Origin of the sequence: Zooshikella sp. RANM57 (assembly GCF_050749885.1) — a bacterium.
GTDB lineage: Bacteria > Pseudomonadota > Gammaproteobacteria > Pseudomonadales > Zooshikellaceae > Zooshikella.
The window spans coordinates 357,447-376,881 of record NZ_JBOIUB010000005.1 but is presented as its reverse complement, the minus strand read 5'-3'; the positions used below and the strand labels follow the sequence as shown (position 1 = coordinate 376,881).

At 43.5% G+C, this 19,435-nt stretch carries 18 protein-coding genes; 15 read left to right on the top strand and 3 right to left on the bottom strand.

Annotated features, from left to right (window positions below):
* The first annotated feature begins 216 nt into the window (after nucleotides 1-216).
* The 3 genes from ACQ96U_RS13375 (at nucleotide 217) to ACQ96U_RS13365 (ending at nucleotide 1,511) form a co-directional block, all read left to right on the top strand.
* Nucleotides 217-816 (top strand): TetR/AcrR family transcriptional regulator, encoded by a 600-nt coding sequence (locus ACQ96U_RS13375; protein WP_431721758.1) that lies wholly within the window; start codon nucleotides 217-219, stop codon nucleotides 814-816.
* A gap of 106 nt (nucleotides 817-922) precedes the next feature.
* Nucleotides 923-1,129: a hypothetical protein gene (locus tag ACQ96U_RS13370; protein WP_431721757.1), complete on the top strand. Its 207-nt coding sequence runs from the start codon at nucleotides 923-925 to the stop codon at nucleotides 1,127-1,129.
* Between the two features lie 79 nt (nucleotides 1,130-1,208).
* A complete protein-coding gene (locus ACQ96U_RS13365) occupies nucleotides 1,209-1,511 on the top strand; it encodes a Dabb family protein (protein ID WP_431721756.1) in 303 nt (100 codons plus the stop codon).
* A gap of 101 nt (nucleotides 1,512-1,612) precedes the next feature.
* Here ACQ96U_RS13365 and ACQ96U_RS13360 read toward each other — a convergent pair whose 3' ends face one another.
* The 3 genes from ACQ96U_RS13360 to ACQ96U_RS13350 are packed head-to-tail and all read right to left on the bottom strand — an operon-like array spanning nucleotide 1,613 to nucleotide 5,257.
* Nucleotides 1,613-2,323, bottom strand: coding sequence for a response regulator (locus tag ACQ96U_RS13360; protein WP_431721755.1), 711 nt, complete (start codon nucleotides 2,321-2,323; stop codon nucleotides 1,613-1,615).
* Nucleotides 2,301-3,902, bottom strand: coding sequence for an ATP-binding protein (locus tag ACQ96U_RS13355; protein ID WP_431721754.1), 1,602 nt, complete (start codon nucleotides 3,900-3,902; stop codon nucleotides 2,301-2,303). The genes ACQ96U_RS13360 and ACQ96U_RS13355 overlap by 23 nt, the downstream gene beginning before the upstream one ends.
* Nucleotides 3,815-5,257: a TrkH family potassium uptake protein gene (locus tag ACQ96U_RS13350; protein ID WP_431721753.1), complete on the bottom strand. Its 1,443-nt coding sequence runs from the start codon at nucleotides 5,255-5,257 to the stop codon at nucleotides 3,815-3,817. The genes ACQ96U_RS13355 and ACQ96U_RS13350 overlap by 88 nt, the downstream gene beginning before the upstream one ends.
* Before the next feature lie 502 nt (nucleotides 5,258-5,759).
* Here ACQ96U_RS13350 and ccmA point away from each other — a divergent pair.
* The 12 genes from ccmA to zipA all read left to right on the top strand — a co-directional run bounded on the left by ccmA (nucleotide 5,760) and on the right by zipA (nucleotide 19,349).
* Nucleotides 5,760-6,392, top strand: coding sequence for a cytochrome c biogenesis heme-transporting ATPase CcmA (gene ccmA, locus ACQ96U_RS13345; RefSeq protein ID WP_431721752.1), 633 nt, complete (start codon nucleotides 5,760-5,762; stop codon nucleotides 6,390-6,392).
* Nucleotides 6,393-6,423: 31 nt separating this feature from the next.
* Nucleotides 6,424-7,107 carry a heme exporter protein CcmB gene (gene ccmB, locus ACQ96U_RS13340; protein WP_431721784.1) on the top strand — a complete coding sequence of 228 codons (684 nt, stop codon included), beginning with the start codon at nucleotides 6,424-6,426 and terminating at the stop codon, nucleotides 7,105-7,107.
* A 27-nt stretch (nucleotides 7,108-7,134) separates the two neighbouring features.
* Nucleotides 7,135-7,878: a heme ABC transporter permease gene (locus tag ACQ96U_RS13335; RefSeq protein ID WP_431721751.1), complete on the top strand. Its 744-nt coding sequence runs from the start codon at nucleotides 7,135-7,137 to the stop codon at nucleotides 7,876-7,878.
* Nucleotides 7,879-7,900: 22 nt separating this feature from the next.
* Nucleotides 7,901-8,080, top strand: a complete 180-nt coding sequence (gene ccmD, locus ACQ96U_RS13330) for a heme exporter protein CcmD (RefSeq protein ID WP_431721750.1) — start codon at nucleotides 7,901-7,903, stop codon at nucleotides 8,078-8,080.
* Nucleotides 8,077-8,541 carry a cytochrome c maturation protein CcmE gene (ccmE, locus tag ACQ96U_RS13325; protein WP_431721749.1) on the top strand — a complete coding sequence of 155 codons (465 nt, stop codon included), beginning with the start codon at nucleotides 8,077-8,079 and terminating at the stop codon, nucleotides 8,539-8,541. The genes ccmD and ccmE overlap by 4 nt, the downstream gene beginning before the upstream one ends.
* An 18-nt stretch (nucleotides 8,542-8,559) precedes the next feature.
* A complete protein-coding gene (locus tag ACQ96U_RS13320) occupies nucleotides 8,560-10,545 on the top strand; it encodes a heme lyase CcmF/NrfE family subunit (protein ID WP_431721748.1) in 1,986 nt (661 codons plus the stop codon).
* Between the two features lie 9 nt (nucleotides 10,546-10,554).
* Nucleotides 10,555-11,100: a DsbE family thiol:disulfide interchange protein gene (locus ACQ96U_RS13315; RefSeq protein ID WP_431721747.1), complete on the top strand. Its 546-nt coding sequence runs from the start codon at nucleotides 10,555-10,557 to the stop codon at nucleotides 11,098-11,100.
* The gene (locus ACQ96U_RS13310; RefSeq protein WP_431721746.1) at nucleotides 11,097-11,588 is read left to right on the top strand and encodes a cytochrome c-type biogenesis protein; all 492 of its coding nucleotides are present in this window, start codon (nucleotides 11,097-11,099) and stop codon (nucleotides 11,586-11,588) included. The genes ACQ96U_RS13315 and ACQ96U_RS13310 overlap by 4 nt, the downstream gene beginning before the upstream one ends.
* Nucleotides 11,588-12,898 carry a c-type cytochrome biogenesis protein CcmI gene (gene ccmI / locus ACQ96U_RS13305; protein ID WP_431721783.1) on the top strand — a complete coding sequence of 437 codons (1,311 nt, stop codon included), beginning with the start codon at nucleotides 11,588-11,590 and terminating at the stop codon, nucleotides 12,896-12,898. Before ACQ96U_RS13310 ends, ccmI begins: the two co-directional genes overlap by 1 nt.
* A gap of 451 nt (nucleotides 12,899-13,349) precedes the next feature.
* Nucleotides 13,350-14,036 carry a GntR family transcriptional regulator gene (locus ACQ96U_RS13300; RefSeq protein WP_431721745.1) on the top strand — a complete coding sequence of 229 codons (687 nt, stop codon included), beginning with the start codon at nucleotides 13,350-13,352 and terminating at the stop codon, nucleotides 14,034-14,036.
* Between the two features lie 461 nt (nucleotides 14,037-14,497).
* On the top strand, nucleotides 14,498-18,016 hold the full coding sequence (gene smc, locus ACQ96U_RS13295) for a chromosome segregation protein SMC (RefSeq protein ID WP_431721744.1): 3,519 nt from the start codon (nucleotides 14,498-14,500) through the stop codon (nucleotides 18,014-18,016).
* Between the two features lie 172 nt (nucleotides 18,017-18,188).
* Entirely contained in the window at nucleotides 18,189-19,349 is a 1,161-nt protein-coding gene (gene zipA / locus ACQ96U_RS13290) for a cell division protein ZipA (RefSeq protein WP_431721743.1), read from the top strand.
* Nucleotides 19,350-19,435: the final 86 nt, after the last annotated feature.

The window sequence follows — 19,435 nt, the reverse complement described above, 5'->3', positions numbered from 1 at the left end:
GAGCGCTGATAGACTAAGAACAAATAGCCTCTTAAAGAGAAGCGATACTTAATAAGCGTGCATGATCTTAAAACTGATCTCTGTTTAAGTTTTACCAAATTAGCGTATGATGCATGGTTTTCTACCATACTATAACGTATGTTTTTATTTTCATGCAATCATTCTTGCTGAGTTCAGCATAATAGTAAAATCTTTGGGTGAGTGGATAGATAAGGTATGACTAAAGCGACTCATGAAGATTGGCTCTACGCCGGGTTTCGTATTCTGGTTAACAAAGGACATAGTCAATTAACCATTGATAACTTGTTATTATTGCTTGGGGTTACCAAAGGGTCGTTTTACCATCATTTTAAGAGCCGCCATGACTTTACTGAACAGTTATTAGGTTATTGGCGAGAACATATCGCGACCAGTGCTATTCGGGAATTACAACAACGTCATCTGTCGCCTTTGGCGTGTTTAGATGAAGTATTAGTGGGGGTGGCCTGTAGTCGGGATGTAGGAATAATTATACCGCAACTCCAGGGAATTGATGCTTTGGTTTTGGAAATGGCAATACGTGCTTGGGCACAACACTGTAGTTATGCAGCACATCATCAGCACAGTGTTGATCAAGAGCGAATGGCATTTTTACACAACATGTTTAGCCAATTGGTTAACGATCAGACACTAGCTAAAAGTTTTAGCTGGCTGCTAATGTTAACCTGTGTGGGTGAAAAACATGTACCTATTGAAATTAGCAAGCAACAGTTTCGCCAGGTTCTATTATTAATTCGGCAATTAGTGGTAGAGCAATCAGTTGATGGGGTGGGTTAGTGTATTAACCCTGATAGTGTTTTTGTCATTGCTTTTACCATAGTGTTACCTGCCATGGAGATAGGCATAGAGCAAACTATTTGCGAAAAAAGGATAGGCAGCTGACATGACAGAGTTAACCGTCAGGATGAATAAACTCAAGCAGCAGATAGCGGAATGTGAGCGTAAAGCCAGGGAATATGAACAGCAAGCACGAGAAATATCAGTTTATCAACGCTTTGATAACCGACGGGCAAATTTGTTAAAGCAAAAAGCACGCGCAGAGCGTCGTAAAGCTGAACAGTTAAAGCACGAATATGCTCAATTAAGATAATAAAACAATGATAACGGAAGGTTGGGGTGGTATGGTGTGATTGCATGAGTATAAGATGAAGTGATCATAAGGGTGCTGTATGGTTTGTCATATTGTATTGTTGAAATGCAAATCCACTGTTTCTGAAGAAGACTTTCGGCAACTTGAAGCGGCATTACAGGGTTTAGTGGGGAAAATACCTGGTTTGCAGCAAGTAATGTTTAATAAAAACACCAGTCCTGAGGGTAAGCACCAAGGTTATACTCATGGCTTTTATATGATGTTTGAAAATTTGACTGCGCGTGATGTGTATTTGACTCACCCTGAGCATCAGCAGGTTAAGCCATTTATCCGGAACGTGTTGGCTGATGAGTCAGAGGCATTATTAGTTATTGACCTATGATCATCAGTGGTAGATAACTTACCTACGATAAGCATTAATAAATTGTTTCTTTGTTTGAGGCTTGAGGTTAGTAACATACCAAACAATTTGATCCACATGATTTACCGGTTAGCTGACAGTTCACTGTCTGAGTCCTTTCCTATAAAGCGATAGCCAATTCCAGGCTCAGTTTCAATAAAGCGTGGCTCTATGGGGTTATCTTGCAGCTTTTGCCTGAGTCGCGCGATAAAAATACGTAAATAATGCGTATCATGTATATGATGCTCTCCCCAAAGCTCTTTGAGTAAATACTGTTGTGTCACTAGACGTCCTTGGTGATTAAGGAGTGTTTGCAGTAGTGCAAACTCTTTTTTAGATAAGTGAACGGGTTGATCATTGACCAGCACTTTTCGTGAGGCAAAATTGATGTATAGACCCTGTTGCTGATGTTCAACAGTGGGGGTTGATACATTAGCAAAACATTGCAGCAGGTTTCTTACGCGGGCTAAAAACTCTTTAATGCCAAAGGGCTTTTCTACATAATCATTGCCACCATGATCAAAGGCCATGACTTTTTCATGCTCTTGGTTTCTTACAGAAAGTACCAAAATAGGCTGTTGAGCAAACTGTCGTATTTCCTGAAGGACCATTTGCCCATCCATGTCCGGCAATCCTAAATCAAGTACGATTAAATCAGGTTGCTCTGTTGCAGCTAGATTAATGCCTTGCTGTCCATTTTCAGCCTCAATAATTTCATATTGTTGAGACTGTAAACTGATGCGTAAAAAACGGCGTATCTGAGGCTCGTCATCAATGATCAGAATCCGCGCCATCGACAGGCTCCTCTGTTGGCTGTTGAGTTGGGAGTGGGATATGGAATACTAAGGTGGCACCATTATGAGAGGCTGGAGGATCACTGACATCAATTAAGCCGCCATGAGCACGAAGAATACTTTGGCTAATTGCTAACCCTAAACCAGTGCCATGTGGTTTACGATCACCTCTACTCACGGTATAAAACATATCGAAAATTTGTTCTCGCTCATCCTTCGGAATTCCAGGTCCTTCATCAATCACACGCAGCAGTAAGGTATTTTCTTGCAAGGCTGTTTGCAGTTCAATTGCTCCGCCGGCAGGAGTGAATTTGATGGCATTTTCAACCACATTAAAGAGGGCTTGTTCGATTAAGGCTGGGTGTACATAAAGCAGTGGGGTTGGTTGAATGCCTGTAACATGGATTTGTTGCTGGTGTAAGAGGGGCTTGGTACGTTTTAGTGTGACATTAATGATATCTTCTATGGTGACCCAATCTCTTTCCAGCTTAAGTTCACCATGTCCAATTCGGGTCATATCCAATAAATTTTGAACATATCGGTTTAACCGTTTAGCTTCCTCTAGCACGGCAGTCAGGAGTTCTTGTTGGTCATCGACACTGAGTTGCTGGTGAAAGGCTTGCAACGTACTTACCGAGCCAATCATGGTTGCCAGTGGAGTACGCAAGTCATGTGATACAGAAGACAGTAACGCAGAACGTAACATCTCACGTTCTTTATTCATTTTTTCTTGCTGCAGACTATTCATCAATGTGCACTGGCGTAGCGCCTGCTCTGCTTGTTGAACAAACGTGTGGATGAGAATAGTGGTTGGCGGAAAGGGCGATGTTTCTGCTTTAGCTGATATCATGAGTACCGCAATGACACTATCTATTTGTATGGGAAAAAACAAATAGGGACTTTGACTAAAACTAGAGGCACCCGCACCACAGGGCTGTGCATGTTGAATGGCACTCTGAAAAGCAGTTTGTGCAGCGGGTTCCAGTGTTGGTGTTTGGTCTGCTAGGTAATGCTGGCAGTTGACTTTTAACACCTGATTAATATGTTGACATAAGGTATCAAGAACCGCTTGCTGTGATAAACAAGACGACAAGTGTTGGGCAAGTTGGAGCTGGTGATGCAACATTTTATCATTGCTGTGCAGTAGCAACATTTGTTGTCGAAGGCGTCCGCCAATTCGGCCAACGACGAGTGCTATAAACAGAAAAAAACTGACAGTTAGTATTTCTTCCTGGTGGATCATTTCTAAGGTAAAGCGAGGACTCATAAAAAAGAAGTTATACGTCAGGAAGCTTATGAGCGCACACAAGATTGCAGGTGTGGTATGGGTGTGAAGCGCCGTGAGTAAAACCGCGGTTAAGTAGATAAGTGACACGTTCGCAATAGGCAAATAGTTTGCCACGACTGTCGCCAGCAGTGTGGCTAAAATGGGGGTGGCTAGTGCTAACCAATAAGGGTGGTTAAGCCACTGAGGTGGAAACAAATTCATTATTAACGACGCCAGAAATCGCGTGAGAATACCACTAGTACACTCAATAACTCCAGGCGTCCAAGAATCATCGCAATGGCTAATAGCCATTTAGCACCTGCAGGTAAGCTGGAAAAATTACCTGCTGGACCAATGGTATCACCTAACCCTGGACCAACGTTAGCCAGAGCGGTGATAACACCTGTCAGGCTGGTCAGAAAATCAACACCCAATAAGCACAGCAAAATAGTAAATACAGCCAGGGATAAGAAAAAGATAAAGGCAAAGGCTACCGCTGAGGCAATAATGTCATCACTCAATTTACGGTTATTGTAGCGTCGACTGACAATCGCATAAGGGTGGACAAGCTTACGTAATTGTTCTCGAACCAAACACCAGGAAATTTGAAAGCGGAATATTTTTATTCCACCACTGGTAGAGCCTGAACAACCACCAACAAACGTAATAATAAAGAAAATTGCAATTGGAAACTCACCCCAAAGGGTATAGTCCGTTGAGGCATAACCTGTCGTGGTAATGATTGATACGACATTAAACGTCGTAACAGTAATCGCCTGAAAAAAGTTGGTGTCAGTCTGCTGAGCTAAAAAAACAGCTAGCATGACTGAAGGAACGGCAAACGAGAGAAATAAGCCTTTTATTTGTTGATCGTTAAGCAAACGAAAGTCATGACTATGCCAAAATCTTACCAGTACGGTAAAAGGTAAAGCAGCACATGCCATAAACAATGTACTGATCCATAAAATGGTTGGGGTTGCAAACTGTCCCATAGACTGATCGGAGGTTGAGAAACCACCTGTAGAGATCGTCGTCATTGAGTGATTTAAGGCATTAAACCAATCCATTCCCGCTAATCGATAACACAAAACACAGGTGACCGTGAGGGTTAGATAGAGGAGTACGATGGTTTTTGCAACTTCACGAAACTGGGGTAGCGCTTTATCAGACCAGTCGGACGACTCTGTTTGGAATAGCCGCATACCACCCACACGCAAGAATGGTAAGATGGCTACGGCCATACCGATAATACCAATTCCACCAAGCCACTGCAGAATGGACCGCCAAAGTAAAATGTCACGTGGGAGATGATCTAACCCTGAGATAACGGTAGACCCTGTTGTTGTAATACCTGATATCGTTTCAAAAACAGCATCCGTTACATTTAACCCTTGCTCCACCAAAATCAGTGGTAAAGAAGCAAAGGTACTTACTACGATCCAGCTAAAGACGGTTAACAGGAAGAGCTGGTTTGGGTTTAAGCGGCTAATGGGTGTTCGGCACACGCCTATCGCAAGAACGCCACAGCCTGCTGTAATCGCTGAACACATTACAAATACCTTCCAGTCCTGGCTTCCTGCTAGAAGGACTATGGGCATTAGCATTAAAGCTGCGAGTAACAGCAGAACAATACCAATGATACGAATAACTGGCTTGGCAAATGACATGGTTGATCCTGTGTTTTTTAGGCTCAGTGGAGTAGCTGAGAGCATTAACAAGCTCTCTGTTGTGAGTGGGTGAGTTCACTGAGCACTAGAAGCACTTGGTTAGGTTGCAGAACCTATACCCTCCACAAATGATTTTTATAGCCCTATAAGACGGCTGCCCTTATAAACCATTCGTTGTGGATATAACATTGATCCTGCATAAAATAATCAATTTTCCTGTAAAAATAACAGTTATTTTTTTGCTTGTATCCGTAAATAAAGCGTAAATATGTGTCAAATATTTGCAATCTACATCAGATCGGTATAATAGCGTGCAATTGACATCGTCATTGCGCGTTATGTGTTGTACATCGCTTAGGCACAGTGACTATCAAAACATATCAAGTCTTCTATCTCGTCGAATGAGATGGCCATTTGTTCAGTGAAGAGGGGATAGAAGACATTGAGATAAGCGTACTTTAGCCTGCGCTAGGGTAATTTTAGCTGAGATGGTTAACTTGTTGTGACTGAGTTTTTAAGCGTCAACCAGTTAGTATGTGAGCGTGATGAGCGTCTGTTATTTCATGGACTGAGTTTTACGCTTAATGCTGGAGAGATTCTTCAAGTAACAGGTGCCAATGGCAGTGGTAAAACTTCTTTACTGCGTATTTTGGCTACGCTTACAGAAGACTATGAAGGTGAGATTAAATTTATAGGTGAATTGATACAACATGTATTACCTGAGTACAGGCAGCAACAGTTGTATATTGGGCATTCTCCAGGTATTAAGGGTCCTCTGACGCCTATTGAGAATTTGCGTTGGCTCCAAGGCTGGTATCAGACATTATCTGAGCAAGCAATAGAACATGCGCTTGCTGCTGTGGGCCTATACGGTTATGAAGATGTTCCTTGTTATAGTTTATCTGCGGGTCAGCAGCGACGGGTTGCACTAGCCCAACTGTACTTAAGTCATCAGGCGTTATGGATTTTAGATGAACCTTTTACGGCAATAGACCAGAAGGGGGTTCAACACCTTGAAGCGTTGCTAGCAGAACAGGCCAGTCAAGGTCGAACTATCATATTAACAACACACCACCAACTGAATGTGCCAGATGGTTTCATTAAAAAACTGGATATCGCTGAATATGGTGAGTGAAATTAATGCACCTGCTTCAACAATAAAGCCGATGGTGGTAAGTTCTGGTGCTGCTGCTTGGGTAACACTATGCCGTGATTTACGTCTTGGCTTTAGACGACAGGCTGAGCTGATTAACCCGCCATTATTTTTTTTAATTGTCGTTACTCTATTTCCACTGGGTATTTCTCCTGACCCTGACTTTTTAGCCAAGCTTGCCCCTGGCGTAATATGGATTGCAGCCTTATTAGCCACGCTTTTGGCTATGGACTCCTTGTTTCGGGGTGACTATGAAGATGGGGCATTAGATTTGTTGCTGGTTGTGCCTCAGCCACTCTTTATGCATGTACTTGCCAAAGTTTGTGCACATTGGCTCTTGACTGGATTACCTTTACTGTTATTAGCGCCAATGCTTGCGTTGATGCTATCTCTGCCCTCTCAAGCCTATATGACACTGATCGCCAGTCTGGCACTAGGAACACCTTTACTGAGTCTGTTAGGTGCTATAGGTGCGGCACTAACAGTCGGCATTCGGCGGGGGGGCATGTTATTATCATTGCTTATTTTACCCTTATATATTCCTGTGCTGTTGTTAGGCACAGGGGCTGTTGTTGCCGCTAGTGAGGGACTGCCCGCTGATGGTCAGTTACTGTGGCTGGCTGTGTTGTTAACATTGGGGTTAACGTTGGCTCCATTTGCTATCGCGGCAGGATTAAGAATTACCGCCTCGGGATAAGCCTGGAAAAGTGTAGAGTTTAAATAAATGAATTGGACGTGGTTTCACAAGCTTGGGTCACCCAAATGGTTTTATGAGATTAGCAGTCGATGGTTACCCTGGTTGGTTATTCTCACCATCGTGTTATTAGTGACAGGTGTGGTGTGGGGATTAGCCTTTGCTCCTGCAGAACGGTTTCAAGGTAACAGTTACCGCATAATTTATATTCATGTACCGGCCGCTTTTTTGGCGCAAGCAACCTATGTGCTAATGGCCATTGCGGGTGGCATTGGACTCATTTGGCGAATGAAGATGGCTGAGTTGGTAGCCAGCTGTTGTGCGCCCATTGGTGCCTCTTTTACGTTATTGGCATTACTCACTGGTGCCATATGGGGGAAGCCAACTTGGGGAGCTTGGTGGGTATGGGATGCCAGATTGACATCGATGCTGATTTTGTTGTTTTTGTACCTAGGATTTATGGCGTTGCAGGCTTCCATTGATAGTATGAAAACAGCTGCCCGTGCCTCTGCTGTATTGGCGCTTGTTGGTCTGGTCAATATTCCCATCATTAAATATTCCGTTAATTGGTGGTTTACGCTGCACCAAACAGCATCAATTAAGTTGACAGAAAAGCCAGCCATGCCGGCTGAAATGTACTACCCACTTTTTATTTGTCTTGCCGGTTTTTATTGTTTTTTTACCGTGGTTTTACTTTTAAGGTTACGGGCAGAAATATTACACCGAGAGCATAAAACAGGTTGGGTAAAAGCGTTGATGAGCAATAAGCGCTGATCAGGGCTAAAGGAGACTTATCATGTATTTTGAATCCTGGGCCGACTTTTGGGCAATGGGCAAGCATGGCCTTTATGTGTGGAGCTGTTATGGTATAGCAGCGGTGGTCATGATTTACAATATTTGGGCACCGCTTGTACAACAAAAAAGATTTAAACAGCGCTACTTACGCCAGTTAAGACGGGAGGCTCAGCAACAATGAACCCAGTCAGAAAAAATCGCTTGAGGATTGTGTTGTATATTGTGTTTGGATCAAGCCTGGCTGCTGTTTTGGGACTGTTAGCGCTGGATGAAAACATGAATTACTTTTATTCACCAATTGAGTTAGCTGCGGGGAAAGCACCTGTTAATAAAACGATTCGTGGTGGTGGACTCGTGGTTGTAGGTTCTCACCAGCGTGATACTAAGTCTTTAGCCAATACATTTTCGATTACTGACGGGCAGGCAATTATTAAGGTTCATTATACGGGTATATTGCCGGACTTATTTAGAGAAGGACAAGGTGTGATCGCGGTTGGCAAACTGAATGCGTCAGGTGAGTTAATGGCTGATCAGGTATTGGCTAAACATGATGAGAACTATATGCCTCCTGAAGTAGAAGGTGCACTTAAGCAAGCAGGCCACCCTGATTATTCTTCTTCTCCAGCAACTGCAACGAACTAAGGGTGGAGACCAGAAATCATGATTGCTGAGATTGGTCATTTTGCCGTTATTCTTGCCTTTTGTTTTTCGCTGGTGCTGGCGATAGTGCCACTAACGGGTACTCTGGTTAAGCAGGAACTGTGGGTGGCTATGGGTAGGCCACTGGCTGTGGGGCAGTTTTGTTTCCTGTTAGTTGCATTTATTGCTTTAGGCTACTGTTTTGCAACGGATGACTTTTCAGTGGCTTATGTTGCTCAAAACTCAAATAGTCTACTGCCCCTGCCTTATAAAATAAGTGCAATTTGGGGTGCTCACGAAGGTTCTTTTTTACTGTGGTGTTTGATGGCTGCTGGTTGGACTCTGGCTGTCGCTTTTTTTAGCCAAAGTTTACCTCGCTACTTAGTTGCCAGGGTGTTAAGTATTCTGGGGTTTTGTAGTGTTGGTTTTTTAGCCTTTTTATTATTTACCTCAAATCCATTTAAGCGTTTATTACCCCATGCACCTATTGATGGTCGCGATCTGAATCCATTATTACAGGATTTTGGCCTGATTGTTCATCCTCCCATGTTGTATATGGGGTATGTTGGATTTTCTGTGGTTTTTGCATTTGCCATTGCTGCATTGTTAGGTGGACGCCTTGATGCTGCTTGGGCGCGTTGGTCTCGTCCCTGGACAACAATCGCCTGGAGCTTTTTAACAGTAGGTATTGCGCTGGGCAGTTGGTGGGCATACTACGAACTTGGCTGGGGTGGCTGGTGGTTTTGGGACCCTGTTGAAAATGCTTCTTTTATGCCCTGGCTGATGGGGACTGCGCTGATCCACTCTTTGGCGGTGACTGAAAAACGTGGCGTATTTAAAAGCTGGACCGTTTTTCTTGCCATTGCAACGTTTTCTTTGAGCCTTTTAGGTGCATTTTTAGTTCGTTCTGGCGTTTTAACCTCGGTACATGCATTTGCCACGGACCCAGAACGTGGCGTATTTATTCTGGTCTTTTTGTTGCTCGTAGTGGGTGGCTCTCTTCTGTTATACGCACTTCGTGCACCTGCAGTACAAAGTAGTACTCAATTCTCATTGTGGTCGAGAGAAACACTATTGTTGCTGAATAATATTGTGTTAACCATTGCCACTGCCTTGATTCTTGTAGGGACTTTGTATCCGTTACTGGCAGAGGCGCTTTCGGGTAGCAAGTTGTCAGTTGGCCCACCTTATTTCAACCAGTTTTTTCCTTGGCTCATGGCTGCACTCGCACTGCTTTTAGGGATTGGTATTACGGTTAACTGGAAGCAAAGCCGAATGCTGCAATTGTTTAGCTATTTACGTTGGGCTTTGTTAGGGGCATTACTTTTGGGTTCGGTCCTGAGTGTTTGGCATACACAAGGTTGGTTATTACCCGTGTGGATTGGACTGGTAGTCGTTCTGTGGATTGCCTTGTCAGCATTGACTGATTTATTCCGTAAATTAAAGCATCAGACATCAGCCTGGCAGGGACTGCGGAAATTAACCTTAAGTTATTATGGTATGCATTTGGGCCACATTGGATTTGCGGTTTGTATTCTTGGTGTTGTGTTAACCAGCTTTTATAGTGAGGAGCGTGATTTACGCATGGCACCCGGTGATCGATTACAGCTGTCAGGGTTGATGTTTACTTTTATGGGGACTCAACGTGTAAAAGGCCCCAACTTTGAAGCGGATCAGGGAGAAATTAAGGTTACAACCCCTAATGGTGATTATGTCACAACCTTGCACCCTCAGAAACGTCGATATGAAGTACAGCGCTCAATGATGACAGAAGCAGCCATTGATCCAGGCTTAACACGCGATCTCTATGTAGCACTGGGTGAGCCTTTGGGTGATGGCGCTTGGGCGGTACGTATTCATTATAAAGCCTTTGTTCGTTGTATATGGCTTGGTGCGCTAATCATGGCTTTAGGAGGCATGTTAGCAGTGCTGGATAAGCGTTATCGACGGCGACGGGTTGTGGTGCGTACTGAGCAAACCTCTGAAACTGCCTATTCTCATGCGTAAAGTATTGCTATGAAACGATTCAAGTTATTCATCCCGCTGTTAGTGTTTTTATTACTGGCTGGTTTTCTCTATCGGGCTTTGTATCAGGACCCCCGTACACTACCATCCGCATTACTCAATAAGCCATTTCCCGTGTTTTCTCTCCCCGGTTTAGGAGAAAACCAAAAAACACTTGATACTTCACTGCTTAAGGGTGAAGTGACTTTAGTGAATGTGTGGGCAACCTGGTGTCCTTCCTGTCATGTTGAACATCCTTTTTTATTGAAGCTGGCTCAGCAGCAGGGGGTGCGCATTGTTGGGATTAATTATAAAGATGATACCCAACAGGCGAAGCAGTGGTTGGCGAAGCTGGGTAATCCCTATCAAGCTACTGTGATTGATGTCTCTGGGGATTTAGGCATTGAATTGGGCGTATATGGTGCTCCAGAGACTTATGTCGTTGATCATCAGGGTATCATTCGCTTCAAGCATATTGGGGTTATTGATGAACAGGTATGGCGAGAATCACTTCAGCCAATTGTCAGACAGCTGCAAGCAAAGGGGAATCCGTCATGAGTCAGGCATCCTGCATAGCCTTACTCAGGTTTATTGGTGTGTTGTTTATTGGCATAAGCTCGATATCAATGAGTTGGGCGGCCATTGATACCTATGAGTTTAGTTCTGATCAGCAGCGAGAGCGATTTCAGCTATTAACAGAAGAGTTACGTTGTCCAAAGTGTCAAAACCAAAATATTGCAGACTCTAATGCACCTATCGCCGTGGATCTGCGGCGGAAAATCTACACAATGTTGCAGGCTGGTGAGCCTGATGAGGCCATTATTGACTTTATGCAGTCGCGCTATGGTGATTTTGTCCTTTACAACCCACCCTGGGATCATCGTACTTGGCTACTATGGAGCTTACCTTTTATTTTGCTGGGGGTTGGGCTTACTGTATTGGGGCGACTGCTATGGCGACGACGATCTCAAGCACAACCACAGGCACTGTCTGAAGAAGAAAAGGCTGCACTAACTGCGATTCTTAAGGAGTCAGAAAAGTCGTGATGATGTTGTATTGGATAAGTCTTATTGTGCTTGCCTTAGTGGCTGTTTTTTTTATCTTGTCGCCATTATTACGTAAAACAGTGGCTACAGTAGATGCAATAAGCACGACTGATGACGTGGATTTAGCGCAGGAAAAGCAACAGAATCAGCTTAATGTGACCTTATACCAGCAACGGTTAGCAGAACTTAACACTAGCCTGGAATATGGTGATATTTCAGCCATTGATCATCAAAAAATGGTGGTTGAGTTACAACGACAACTGCTTAAGGATGTGCAGGGGAAGGCAGAACTTGAATTAACCCAAGGTATAACATCAAAACGAGCCAGGCTGAGTATGTGGGGTATGGCGATTATTGTGCCGTGCCTGGCACTGACTATTTATTGGCAACTCGGTGCAAGTCGGGAACTTGCTATGGTTGCTGCAATGCCTTCTTCTGCAGAATTGACCAACTTATCCTTGCCTGAACTCACCAAAAAACTGGAAAGTGCGGTACAAAAGCAACCAGAGAACAAAGACGGTTGGTTTTGGCTGGCAAGAGTCTATGCTGCACAGCAGCGTTATTCTGAGTCTTTAAAAGCTTATCAATCATTACAGTCACTCGTGCCTAATGATGCAGAGGTTATGGCGAGACTGGCTGAAACGCTATATTTGGCAAAGGGTAATCGGATGACGGATGAAGTGGTTGCCTACGCTAAGCAAGCTTTACAGCATCAACCTAAACAACAAATAGCCCTTGGCTTACTGGGGATTGCTGCATTTGAATCAGGAAAATATCAGCAGGCGATTGATCATTGGCAGCAAATTCTTGACTCAGGTATTCCTGAGGGTGAAGCTCAGCCAATTCAACAAGGTATCACTAAGGCAAAACAACTACTTGCTGAGCAGCAAACAGGGTCAACAACGTCAGTAAACACTTCATCTTCGGCCCAAGCAGAAATAGACAGTGGAACTTCATCTGCTACAACAGCCGCAGTGAAACTACAGGTGCTGGTTGAAGTCGACTCAAAGCTGTTAACAACACTTCCAGGAACAGCAAAAGTGTATGTTTTGGCGCGTCCTGTTGGGGTGAAGATGCCTGTGGCGGTAAGCGTTTTACAATTATCAGACTTACCCAAGTTAGTCACTCTTGACGATAGACTGAGTATGATGCCTGATATGAAATTATCACAGCAGACCACTGTGGATGTGGTGGCACTGGTTTCAGCCTCAGGTGATCCTAAACAAGTGAATGGGCGAATGGTCCAGCCAGGGATATCTGTTAAAGATCAGGATGATGTCATAAAACTAAAAATACCTTTCGTGCCGTGAATTCGCATTACATTGCTAGTGTTGTTTTTTGTATCGTGTTATAAAGAGAAGTAACATTTGCTGTGTAGTTGTTAATATCATGCAGTTTGTGTTAACAATCTATTAAGTAATTTAAATGTTTAGTAAGTACCGTAAAGGAACAAGAAATAAATATTAGGTTGCTGATTGATGCGGGGTGTTTTTTGTTAAACGCGTTAAATTGGTAACCTAGTGGTTTTGGCGTGTGGAAGAAATACCAGATACCAATGGGCCGACGGGTGAGTGATACCTGTTTATACGTGACTTGTAAGTGACTGGTAGTGGATGGATATTTTGGCCAAGGCCTGGCTCACGTAACACAGTCTGTTTTCCGTTAATCTTGCTCTGTTAGCCAAGCCTCACCCATCTAGCTGTTCGCCATACGCTGTATTGGCTGCTTGATCTTGCTTTATTGGGGGGACTGTTTTCGATTATGTTTTTCAAAGCTGCTGATAGCCTCACTGAGCAGATTGCACAACACTTAGCGAATAAAATTATCACTGGTAAGCTTAAGTCTCGTGAGCGTATTCAAGAGTTAAAAATAGCTCATGAGCTTGATGTCAGCCGGGGGTCTGTTCGAGAAGCATTACTGTTGCTGCAACGTCGTCACTTAATTGATATTTTGCCTCGGCGTGGCGCAATGGTAAGTGACTTAACGGAGCATAAGATTCGCTGTTTGTACGTAATGGTGGAAAACCTTTATACCATGTTAGCAGTAGAGTTAGCAGGAAAGTGGAAGGAATTACACCAACTGAAGCCTTTTGAAGTTTACCTTGAACGGCTAAAGAATCTTGCTCGTGAGGGAAATATAGAAGAGTTCGTCAAATGTAGTTTTGTGGTGATTGATTTAGCAAATAACATTGTTAAAAATCCTTATTTAACCCAGATTCTTAATAATCTACAACCTGCCATTCACCGTACCTACCATTTAGCGCTATCACGTCGTGAAGAAGAATTAGAACAATCACTTAACTTTTTTAATCAAATCCTGATTGCGATTATGCAGCGTGATATTGCTCGTATCGAGCAGTTAGTACGAGATTATGCACATAGTAATCGCGACTTGGTTTTAGCCATTATGTCTAATGAGCATTGTGTATCAGAAGTAACGCCTGCCTAAAGTGTATCCGCTTAATCACACTTAGCTGTGAAATTTTTTAGCGTGCTAGCCTCCAGGGCTAGCACGCGTTGTTTTATGACGGAAGTGACGGGTTATTTTGCAGTGTAAAACACCTCTTTTATGCGATAGATAGTACCCATGCTTATGTGCTGGTTTATTAGCACTGTTTCAGAGACTGGTATACAAAATGCTTTGTAAATAAGTAGTTTTGGCTGACTAATGTGTATACACATAGATTAAAGCTGATTACACTAGGCGCTGTTTTGCATTAGTAGATGTTATGTGTGAATTATATACCGCACTATAAAAGGTATAAATGTGAACAAGCACTGGAACTGTAGTGGTTAATTAACAATTAACAACAAAAAACAATTCACTGTAACGGATAAATCAGGATAATGGCCCGATTGTTTCGCTAGGACTTTGACTCAAATTGTTGTACTTAAGGCAAGCAGACTTCCATGCGTCTTAAATGTATTAAGCTAGCTGGTTTTAAATCTTTTGTAGATCCTACCACCGTACCATTTCCCACGAATATGAGTGGGATTGTCGGGCCGAATGGCTGTGGCAAATCAAATATCATTGATGCCGTACGTTGGGTAATGGGCGAGAGCTCCGCAAAAAATTTGCGGGGCGAGTCAATGACGGATGTTATTTTTAATGGCTCCAAAGGACGTAAACCTGTTGGGCAGGCATCAGTAGAACTCGTGTTTGACAATAGTGATGGTACGCTTAAAGGTGAGTATGCTAAGTACAGTGAAATATCCATTCGCCGAAAAGTAACACGTGATGCGAAAAATTCGTACTACCTTAATGGGGTTAAGTGTCGTCGAAAAGATATTACGGATATTTTCTTGGGTACAGGTTTAGGCCCCAGGAGCTACGCTATTATCAGCCAGGGAATTGTCTCTAATTTGATTGAGTCAAAGCCTGAAGAGCTTCGAGTATTTATCGAAGAAGCGGCAGGTATTTCTAAATATAAAGAACGACGTCGTGAAACCGAAAACCGTATTCGTCGTACACAAGAAAACTTGGAGCGATTAACCGATTTACGGGAAGAGCTTGATCGGCAGTTGCAGCATTTACATCGTCAAGCTCAAGCTGCAGAAAAATACAAAGAATATAAAGCTGAAGAACGTTTGAAAAAAGCGCAGTTGCAGGCGTTAAAGTGGAAATCACTTGATGAAAAACTTACTACCGAACGTAAGCAGGTGAGTACGCTGGAAGTTGAACTGGAAAAGCACATTGCTGGACAGCGCTCAGTCGATGCAACGTTGGAAGAAAAGCGACAGTTTCATATCGAAGCAACCGACCGCTTTAATGAGGTTCAAGGCCGATTTTACAGTTTAGGCAATGAAATCAGCAAAATAGAGCAAACAATTCAACACAGTAAAACGCGCGCTCAAGAGTTAAAGGCTGATTTACAGCAAACTGAAGCTAATCTTGTAGAGAGTCAACAGCTGTTAGAAAGTGATCAAAGTTTAGAATTGCAGTTGACGGATGAACTGGCGGGTCTTGAGCCGGAGTTGGAGCTATTGCGTGAAGCTGAAGAAATGTCTGCTCAGGCACTACAAGAAGCTGAAGAAGCCATGCAACGTTGGCAGTTTGACTGGGAGCATTTTAACCAGCAAGTGGCTGAGCCAAAACGCCAGGCAGAAGTTGAGCGGTCTCGTATACAACAATGGGAGCAGACAATAGATCGATTACAGGCGCGTCAACTACGTTTGCGTGAAGAGCAAGCGGGTGTGCAGATCGATCCTCTCGTAGATGAAATTGAAATACTTGCTGAACGTATTGCTGAGCGCTTACTTGAGCAAGAGCAAGGGCAAGAATTAATTCAATCACTATCAGAGCAAATTACCCGTCAACGTCAGGTTATTAATACACATCAACAGCAGCTTAATCAGCATCAGCAAACTTTACAGGAAGCACGAGGTCGTTATGCTTCACTTGATGCATTACACCAGGCAGCCTTGGGTGATAATGGTGAAGAGCACCAGCAATGGTTGGTTGAACACAAATTAAATGAAAAGCCTCGTTTAGCTGAACGTTTAAATGTTGTCCCTGGCTGGGAAACGGCAGTGGAAACGGTGTTGGGTGACTATCTGCAAGCGTTTGCGGTTGACCAGTTTGAATCGTTTAATGAAGCATTAGCCACATTTAGCACAGGCTCATTAACACTCTATAAACAAACTCAGTGCTTTGAGCAAGCAGTGAGTGGCGTGGCTGAACAGAATTCATTACTTGCAAAAGTGATTACTGCAGATTGTGATTTACAGCCTTGGCTGGGCGGCATCAAAACAGCTGATACACTGGGTGAAGCTTTTGCTTTGCTAGCTAGCTTGTCCATTGGCGAAAGCATTATCACTCCTGAGGGGATTTGGTTATCTCATCACTGGCTTAGAGTTACGCGTGAAGAAAATGCAGCGGCTGGGATATTAGCCCGCCAGCAAGAAATGGTTAAACTTCAGGCACAGATTGAAAGCACAACTGACAAAACTCAGCAAGAAGAAGAGGCCCTGCATATTGCAGAGCAATGCTTGCGGGATATGGAACAGCAACTGGAAGCAGAACGTCAGCAACGGAGTAGCGAAGAGCGGGAACTATCAACATTTCAAGCTGACTTAAGCGCCAAAAAAGTAAAAGTGGATGAAGTTAAAGCGCGGGCAGAACGATTAAAGCTTGAGCAAGCTGAGCTCAGTGAACAGTTAGCGTTGGAGCAAGAGCGAGTTGCTGAAGCGCGGTTAAAGTTGCAGGAAGCAATTGATGCTATGGCGCAAGGTGAAGAACGGCGCGAGTTTTTACTTCAGCAGCGGGATAGTATTCGCGGACAACTGGATCAGGTTCGTCAGCAAGCCCGCCATGATAAAGATGCCGCCCATCAGTTAGCGCTTCGTCAACAGTCACTCAGTACCCAGTTGACGTCAACGTTACAAGGCGTGGTTCGTTTACAACAACAGGTTGATAAGTTGCTTGCGCGTAAACAAAGTGTGCTGGCTTCCCTGGAGGAAAGTGAGCTGCCTGTTGATGATTTAACCGTAGAGTTGGAAGCGCTGCTTGAAGAACGTTTGTTGATTGAAGAAGAAATGACTGAGGCAAAACAGCAGCTCAGTGAAATTGACCATGGTATGCGTCAGCTTGAACAGCAAAGAACACAAGCCGATCAGCAATCGCAACAGGTTAGAACGGCTCTAGAAAAATACCGGTTAACGGCTCAAAGTTTGGAAGTTCAGCGTCAATCTTTACAAGAGCAGTTACAAGCAGATGCTTTTGACTTAACTACAGTACTTGAAAACTTACCTACTGATGCAAATGAAGCACAGTGGGCAGAAGAATTGGAAAAAATTGCTGGGCGCATCCAACGTTTGGGTGCTATTAACCTGGCAGCGATTGAAGAGTATCAAACGCAATCACAACGCAAGACGTATTTAGATAGCCAAAATGATGATCTTGTTCAAGCGCTGTCAACCTTGGAAGAAGCTATTCGAAAAATTGACCGGGAAACAAAAGCGCGCTTTAAAGAGACTTTTGATCGGGTTAATTATGGATTACAAACATTATTCCCCAAAGTGTTTGGTGGGGGGAGTGCTTATCTAGAGCTAACGGGTGAAGATTTATTAGATACCGGGGTGGCAATTATGGCACGCCCCCCTGGTAAGAAAAACAGTACTATACATTTATTGTCGGGTGGTGAAAAAGCACTTACCGCAATTGCGTTAGTTTTTGCTATTTTTCAATTAAACCCTGCGCCATTTTGTATGTTGGATGAGGTTGATGCACCTCTTGATGATGCCAATGTGGGTCGTTATGCGCGCATGGTGAAAGAGATGTCATCATCGGTACAGTTTATCTATATCACGCACAATAAAATCGCAATGGAAGCAGCCAACCAGATGATGGGGGTGACGATGCATGAACCTGGTGTTTCTCGTTTGGTGGCTGTTGATATTGAGCAAGCAGCAGCACTTGCCGCTGTATAAAGACTAAACTAATGAGTAATTGGCAAGTCTGATACGAAATGGTGAGAAAAAAAGAAAACTTTTTACGCCTATTATTGCGACCTTTTTTATCTCTGGACCATAATTAAAGATAAAGTTTCTAGCTTGCTTGCCACGGTCTTGTGCGTGTGCGACGAGAGGGTGTTAAGGCACAATGGATATAGGTTTGCGAGAAATCATATTTATTATCGGCTTTTTATTAATCGCCGGTATCATTTTTGACGGCTACCGTCGTATGCGGGTTAACCGGAAGAAAGCAGATGAGCTTTCTTTGGGACTCAGTGGCGGGGTAGATTATTACGACGATTGTAATGGAGAATTGCCTCATGGTGGTGCTCGCCTGGTAAAAGGACAAGCAGCACATGATGCAGAGCAAGCAGCGCTTAATAAAGTAGAGCCTCATTTTCAACAGGAATCTGCTGATGCGTCATTTTCTGATCAGGTTGATAGTCATAAGCAACCATATTCAAATACTGGGCAGGAAGCCCTTGTCCAGCGTTTGCAGTCAGCACAACAAAAACAAAAAAATGCTGATGCTATGCAAGTTGCTGATCAGGAGCCACCCGTAATAACCGATAAAGTGGCTGACAGTTATGCCGGTGAAGAAGAGCCTCTGGTTGCTAATCCTGCAGATCATGTCAGCGCTATAGCCATGAGTGGTTCCCATCACGAGCGACGTAAAGGTTCAGCAAAAGGGGAGTCCACGCATACATCATTACTTAAAAATGCGGCAGATGGCATTAAAACGGCTGCCAAGTCTGGCAGTAAAGTAAGTGGCAAGGAGTCTAATAAAGGCTGGAAACAATCTAAGAAAGCGGCTGCTGATGTGTCTTCTACTGAGGAATCAACAGAAGAAAGTAAAGTTGTTGAAGATATTATTGTGATTCATGTAATTGCCAAGGCTGATACCGCGTTTGCGGGTGGTGAACTATTAGCTATTCTCACCAGAAATGGCCTGAGATATGGCGATATGAATATTTTTCATTGCTACGACACTTCTGTAACACGAGGTGCAAAAGGTGCTTTGATGTTCAGCATGGCCAATGGTATAGAACCAGGTACATTTGATCTTGATAATATGGATGAATACTGTACACCTGCTGTCAGCTTTTTTATGAGCTTACCAGGACCGGATAAACCAATGCGTGCGTTTGAGCAAATGGCATTAACGGCCCATGATATTGTGTCCACATTAGGTGGGAGCTTAAAAGACGAAAATCGTAGTGTGATGACACAACAAACACTTGAACACTGCAAACAGCGCATTATGGACTATGAACGACGTCACCTGGTACGTAAACAAATGGTGCGTTAATCATTTTGCTGGTGCTTATAGCCCCTGGATTGTAGTACATTAACAACACACTGAATTTTATACCCAAAGTGAAGGGTATGGCATAA

Coding starts and splice junctions, on each gene's coding strand:
- ccmB (WP_431721784.1), top strand. CDS start 6,424: ATGGTGGTAAGTTCTGGTGCTGCTGCTTGGGTAACACTATGCCGTGAT.
- ACQ96U_RS13375 (WP_431721758.1), top strand. CDS start 217: ATGACTAAAGCGACTCATGAAGATTGGCTCTACGCCGGGTTTCGTATT.
- ACQ96U_RS13315 (WP_431721747.1), top strand. CDS start 10,555: ATGAAACGATTCAAGTTATTCATCCCGCTGTTAGTGTTTTTATTACTG.
- ACQ96U_RS13370 (WP_431721757.1), top strand. CDS start 923: ATGACAGAGTTAACCGTCAGGATGAATAAACTCAAGCAGCAGATAGCG.
- ACQ96U_RS13355 (WP_431721754.1), bottom strand. CDS start 3,902: ATGGCTATTAGCCATTGCGATGATTCTTGGACGCCTGGAGTTATTGAG.
- zipA (WP_431721743.1), top strand. CDS start 18,189: ATGGATATAGGTTTGCGAGAAATCATATTTATTATCGGCTTTTTATTA.
- ACQ96U_RS13365 (WP_431721756.1), top strand. CDS start 1,209: ATGGTTTGTCATATTGTATTGTTGAAATGCAAATCCACTGTTTCTGAA.
- ACQ96U_RS13320 (WP_431721748.1), top strand. CDS start 8,560: ATGATTGCTGAGATTGGTCATTTTGCCGTTATTCTTGCCTTTTGTTTT.
- ccmE (WP_431721749.1), top strand. CDS start 8,077: ATGAACCCAGTCAGAAAAAATCGCTTGAGGATTGTGTTGTATATTGTG.
- ccmD (WP_431721750.1), top strand. CDS start 7,901: ATGTATTTTGAATCCTGGGCCGACTTTTGGGCAATGGGCAAGCATGGC.
- ACQ96U_RS13310 (WP_431721746.1), top strand. CDS start 11,097: ATGAGTCAGGCATCCTGCATAGCCTTACTCAGGTTTATTGGTGTGTTG.
- smc (WP_431721744.1), top strand. CDS start 14,498: ATGCGTCTTAAATGTATTAAGCTAGCTGGTTTTAAATCTTTTGTAGAT.
- ACQ96U_RS13300 (WP_431721745.1), top strand. CDS start 13,350: ATGTTTTTCAAAGCTGCTGATAGCCTCACTGAGCAGATTGCACAACAC.
- ACQ96U_RS13360 (WP_431721755.1), bottom strand. CDS start 2,323: ATGGCGCGGATTCTGATCATTGATGACGAGCCTCAGATACGCCGTTTT.
- ACQ96U_RS13335 (WP_431721751.1), top strand. CDS start 7,135: ATGAATTGGACGTGGTTTCACAAGCTTGGGTCACCCAAATGGTTTTAT.
- ACQ96U_RS13350 (WP_431721753.1), bottom strand. CDS start 5,257: ATGTCATTTGCCAAGCCAGTTATTCGTATCATTGGTATTGTTCTGCTG.
- ccmI (WP_431721783.1), top strand. CDS start 11,588: ATGATGTTGTATTGGATAAGTCTTATTGTGCTTGCCTTAGTGGCTGTT.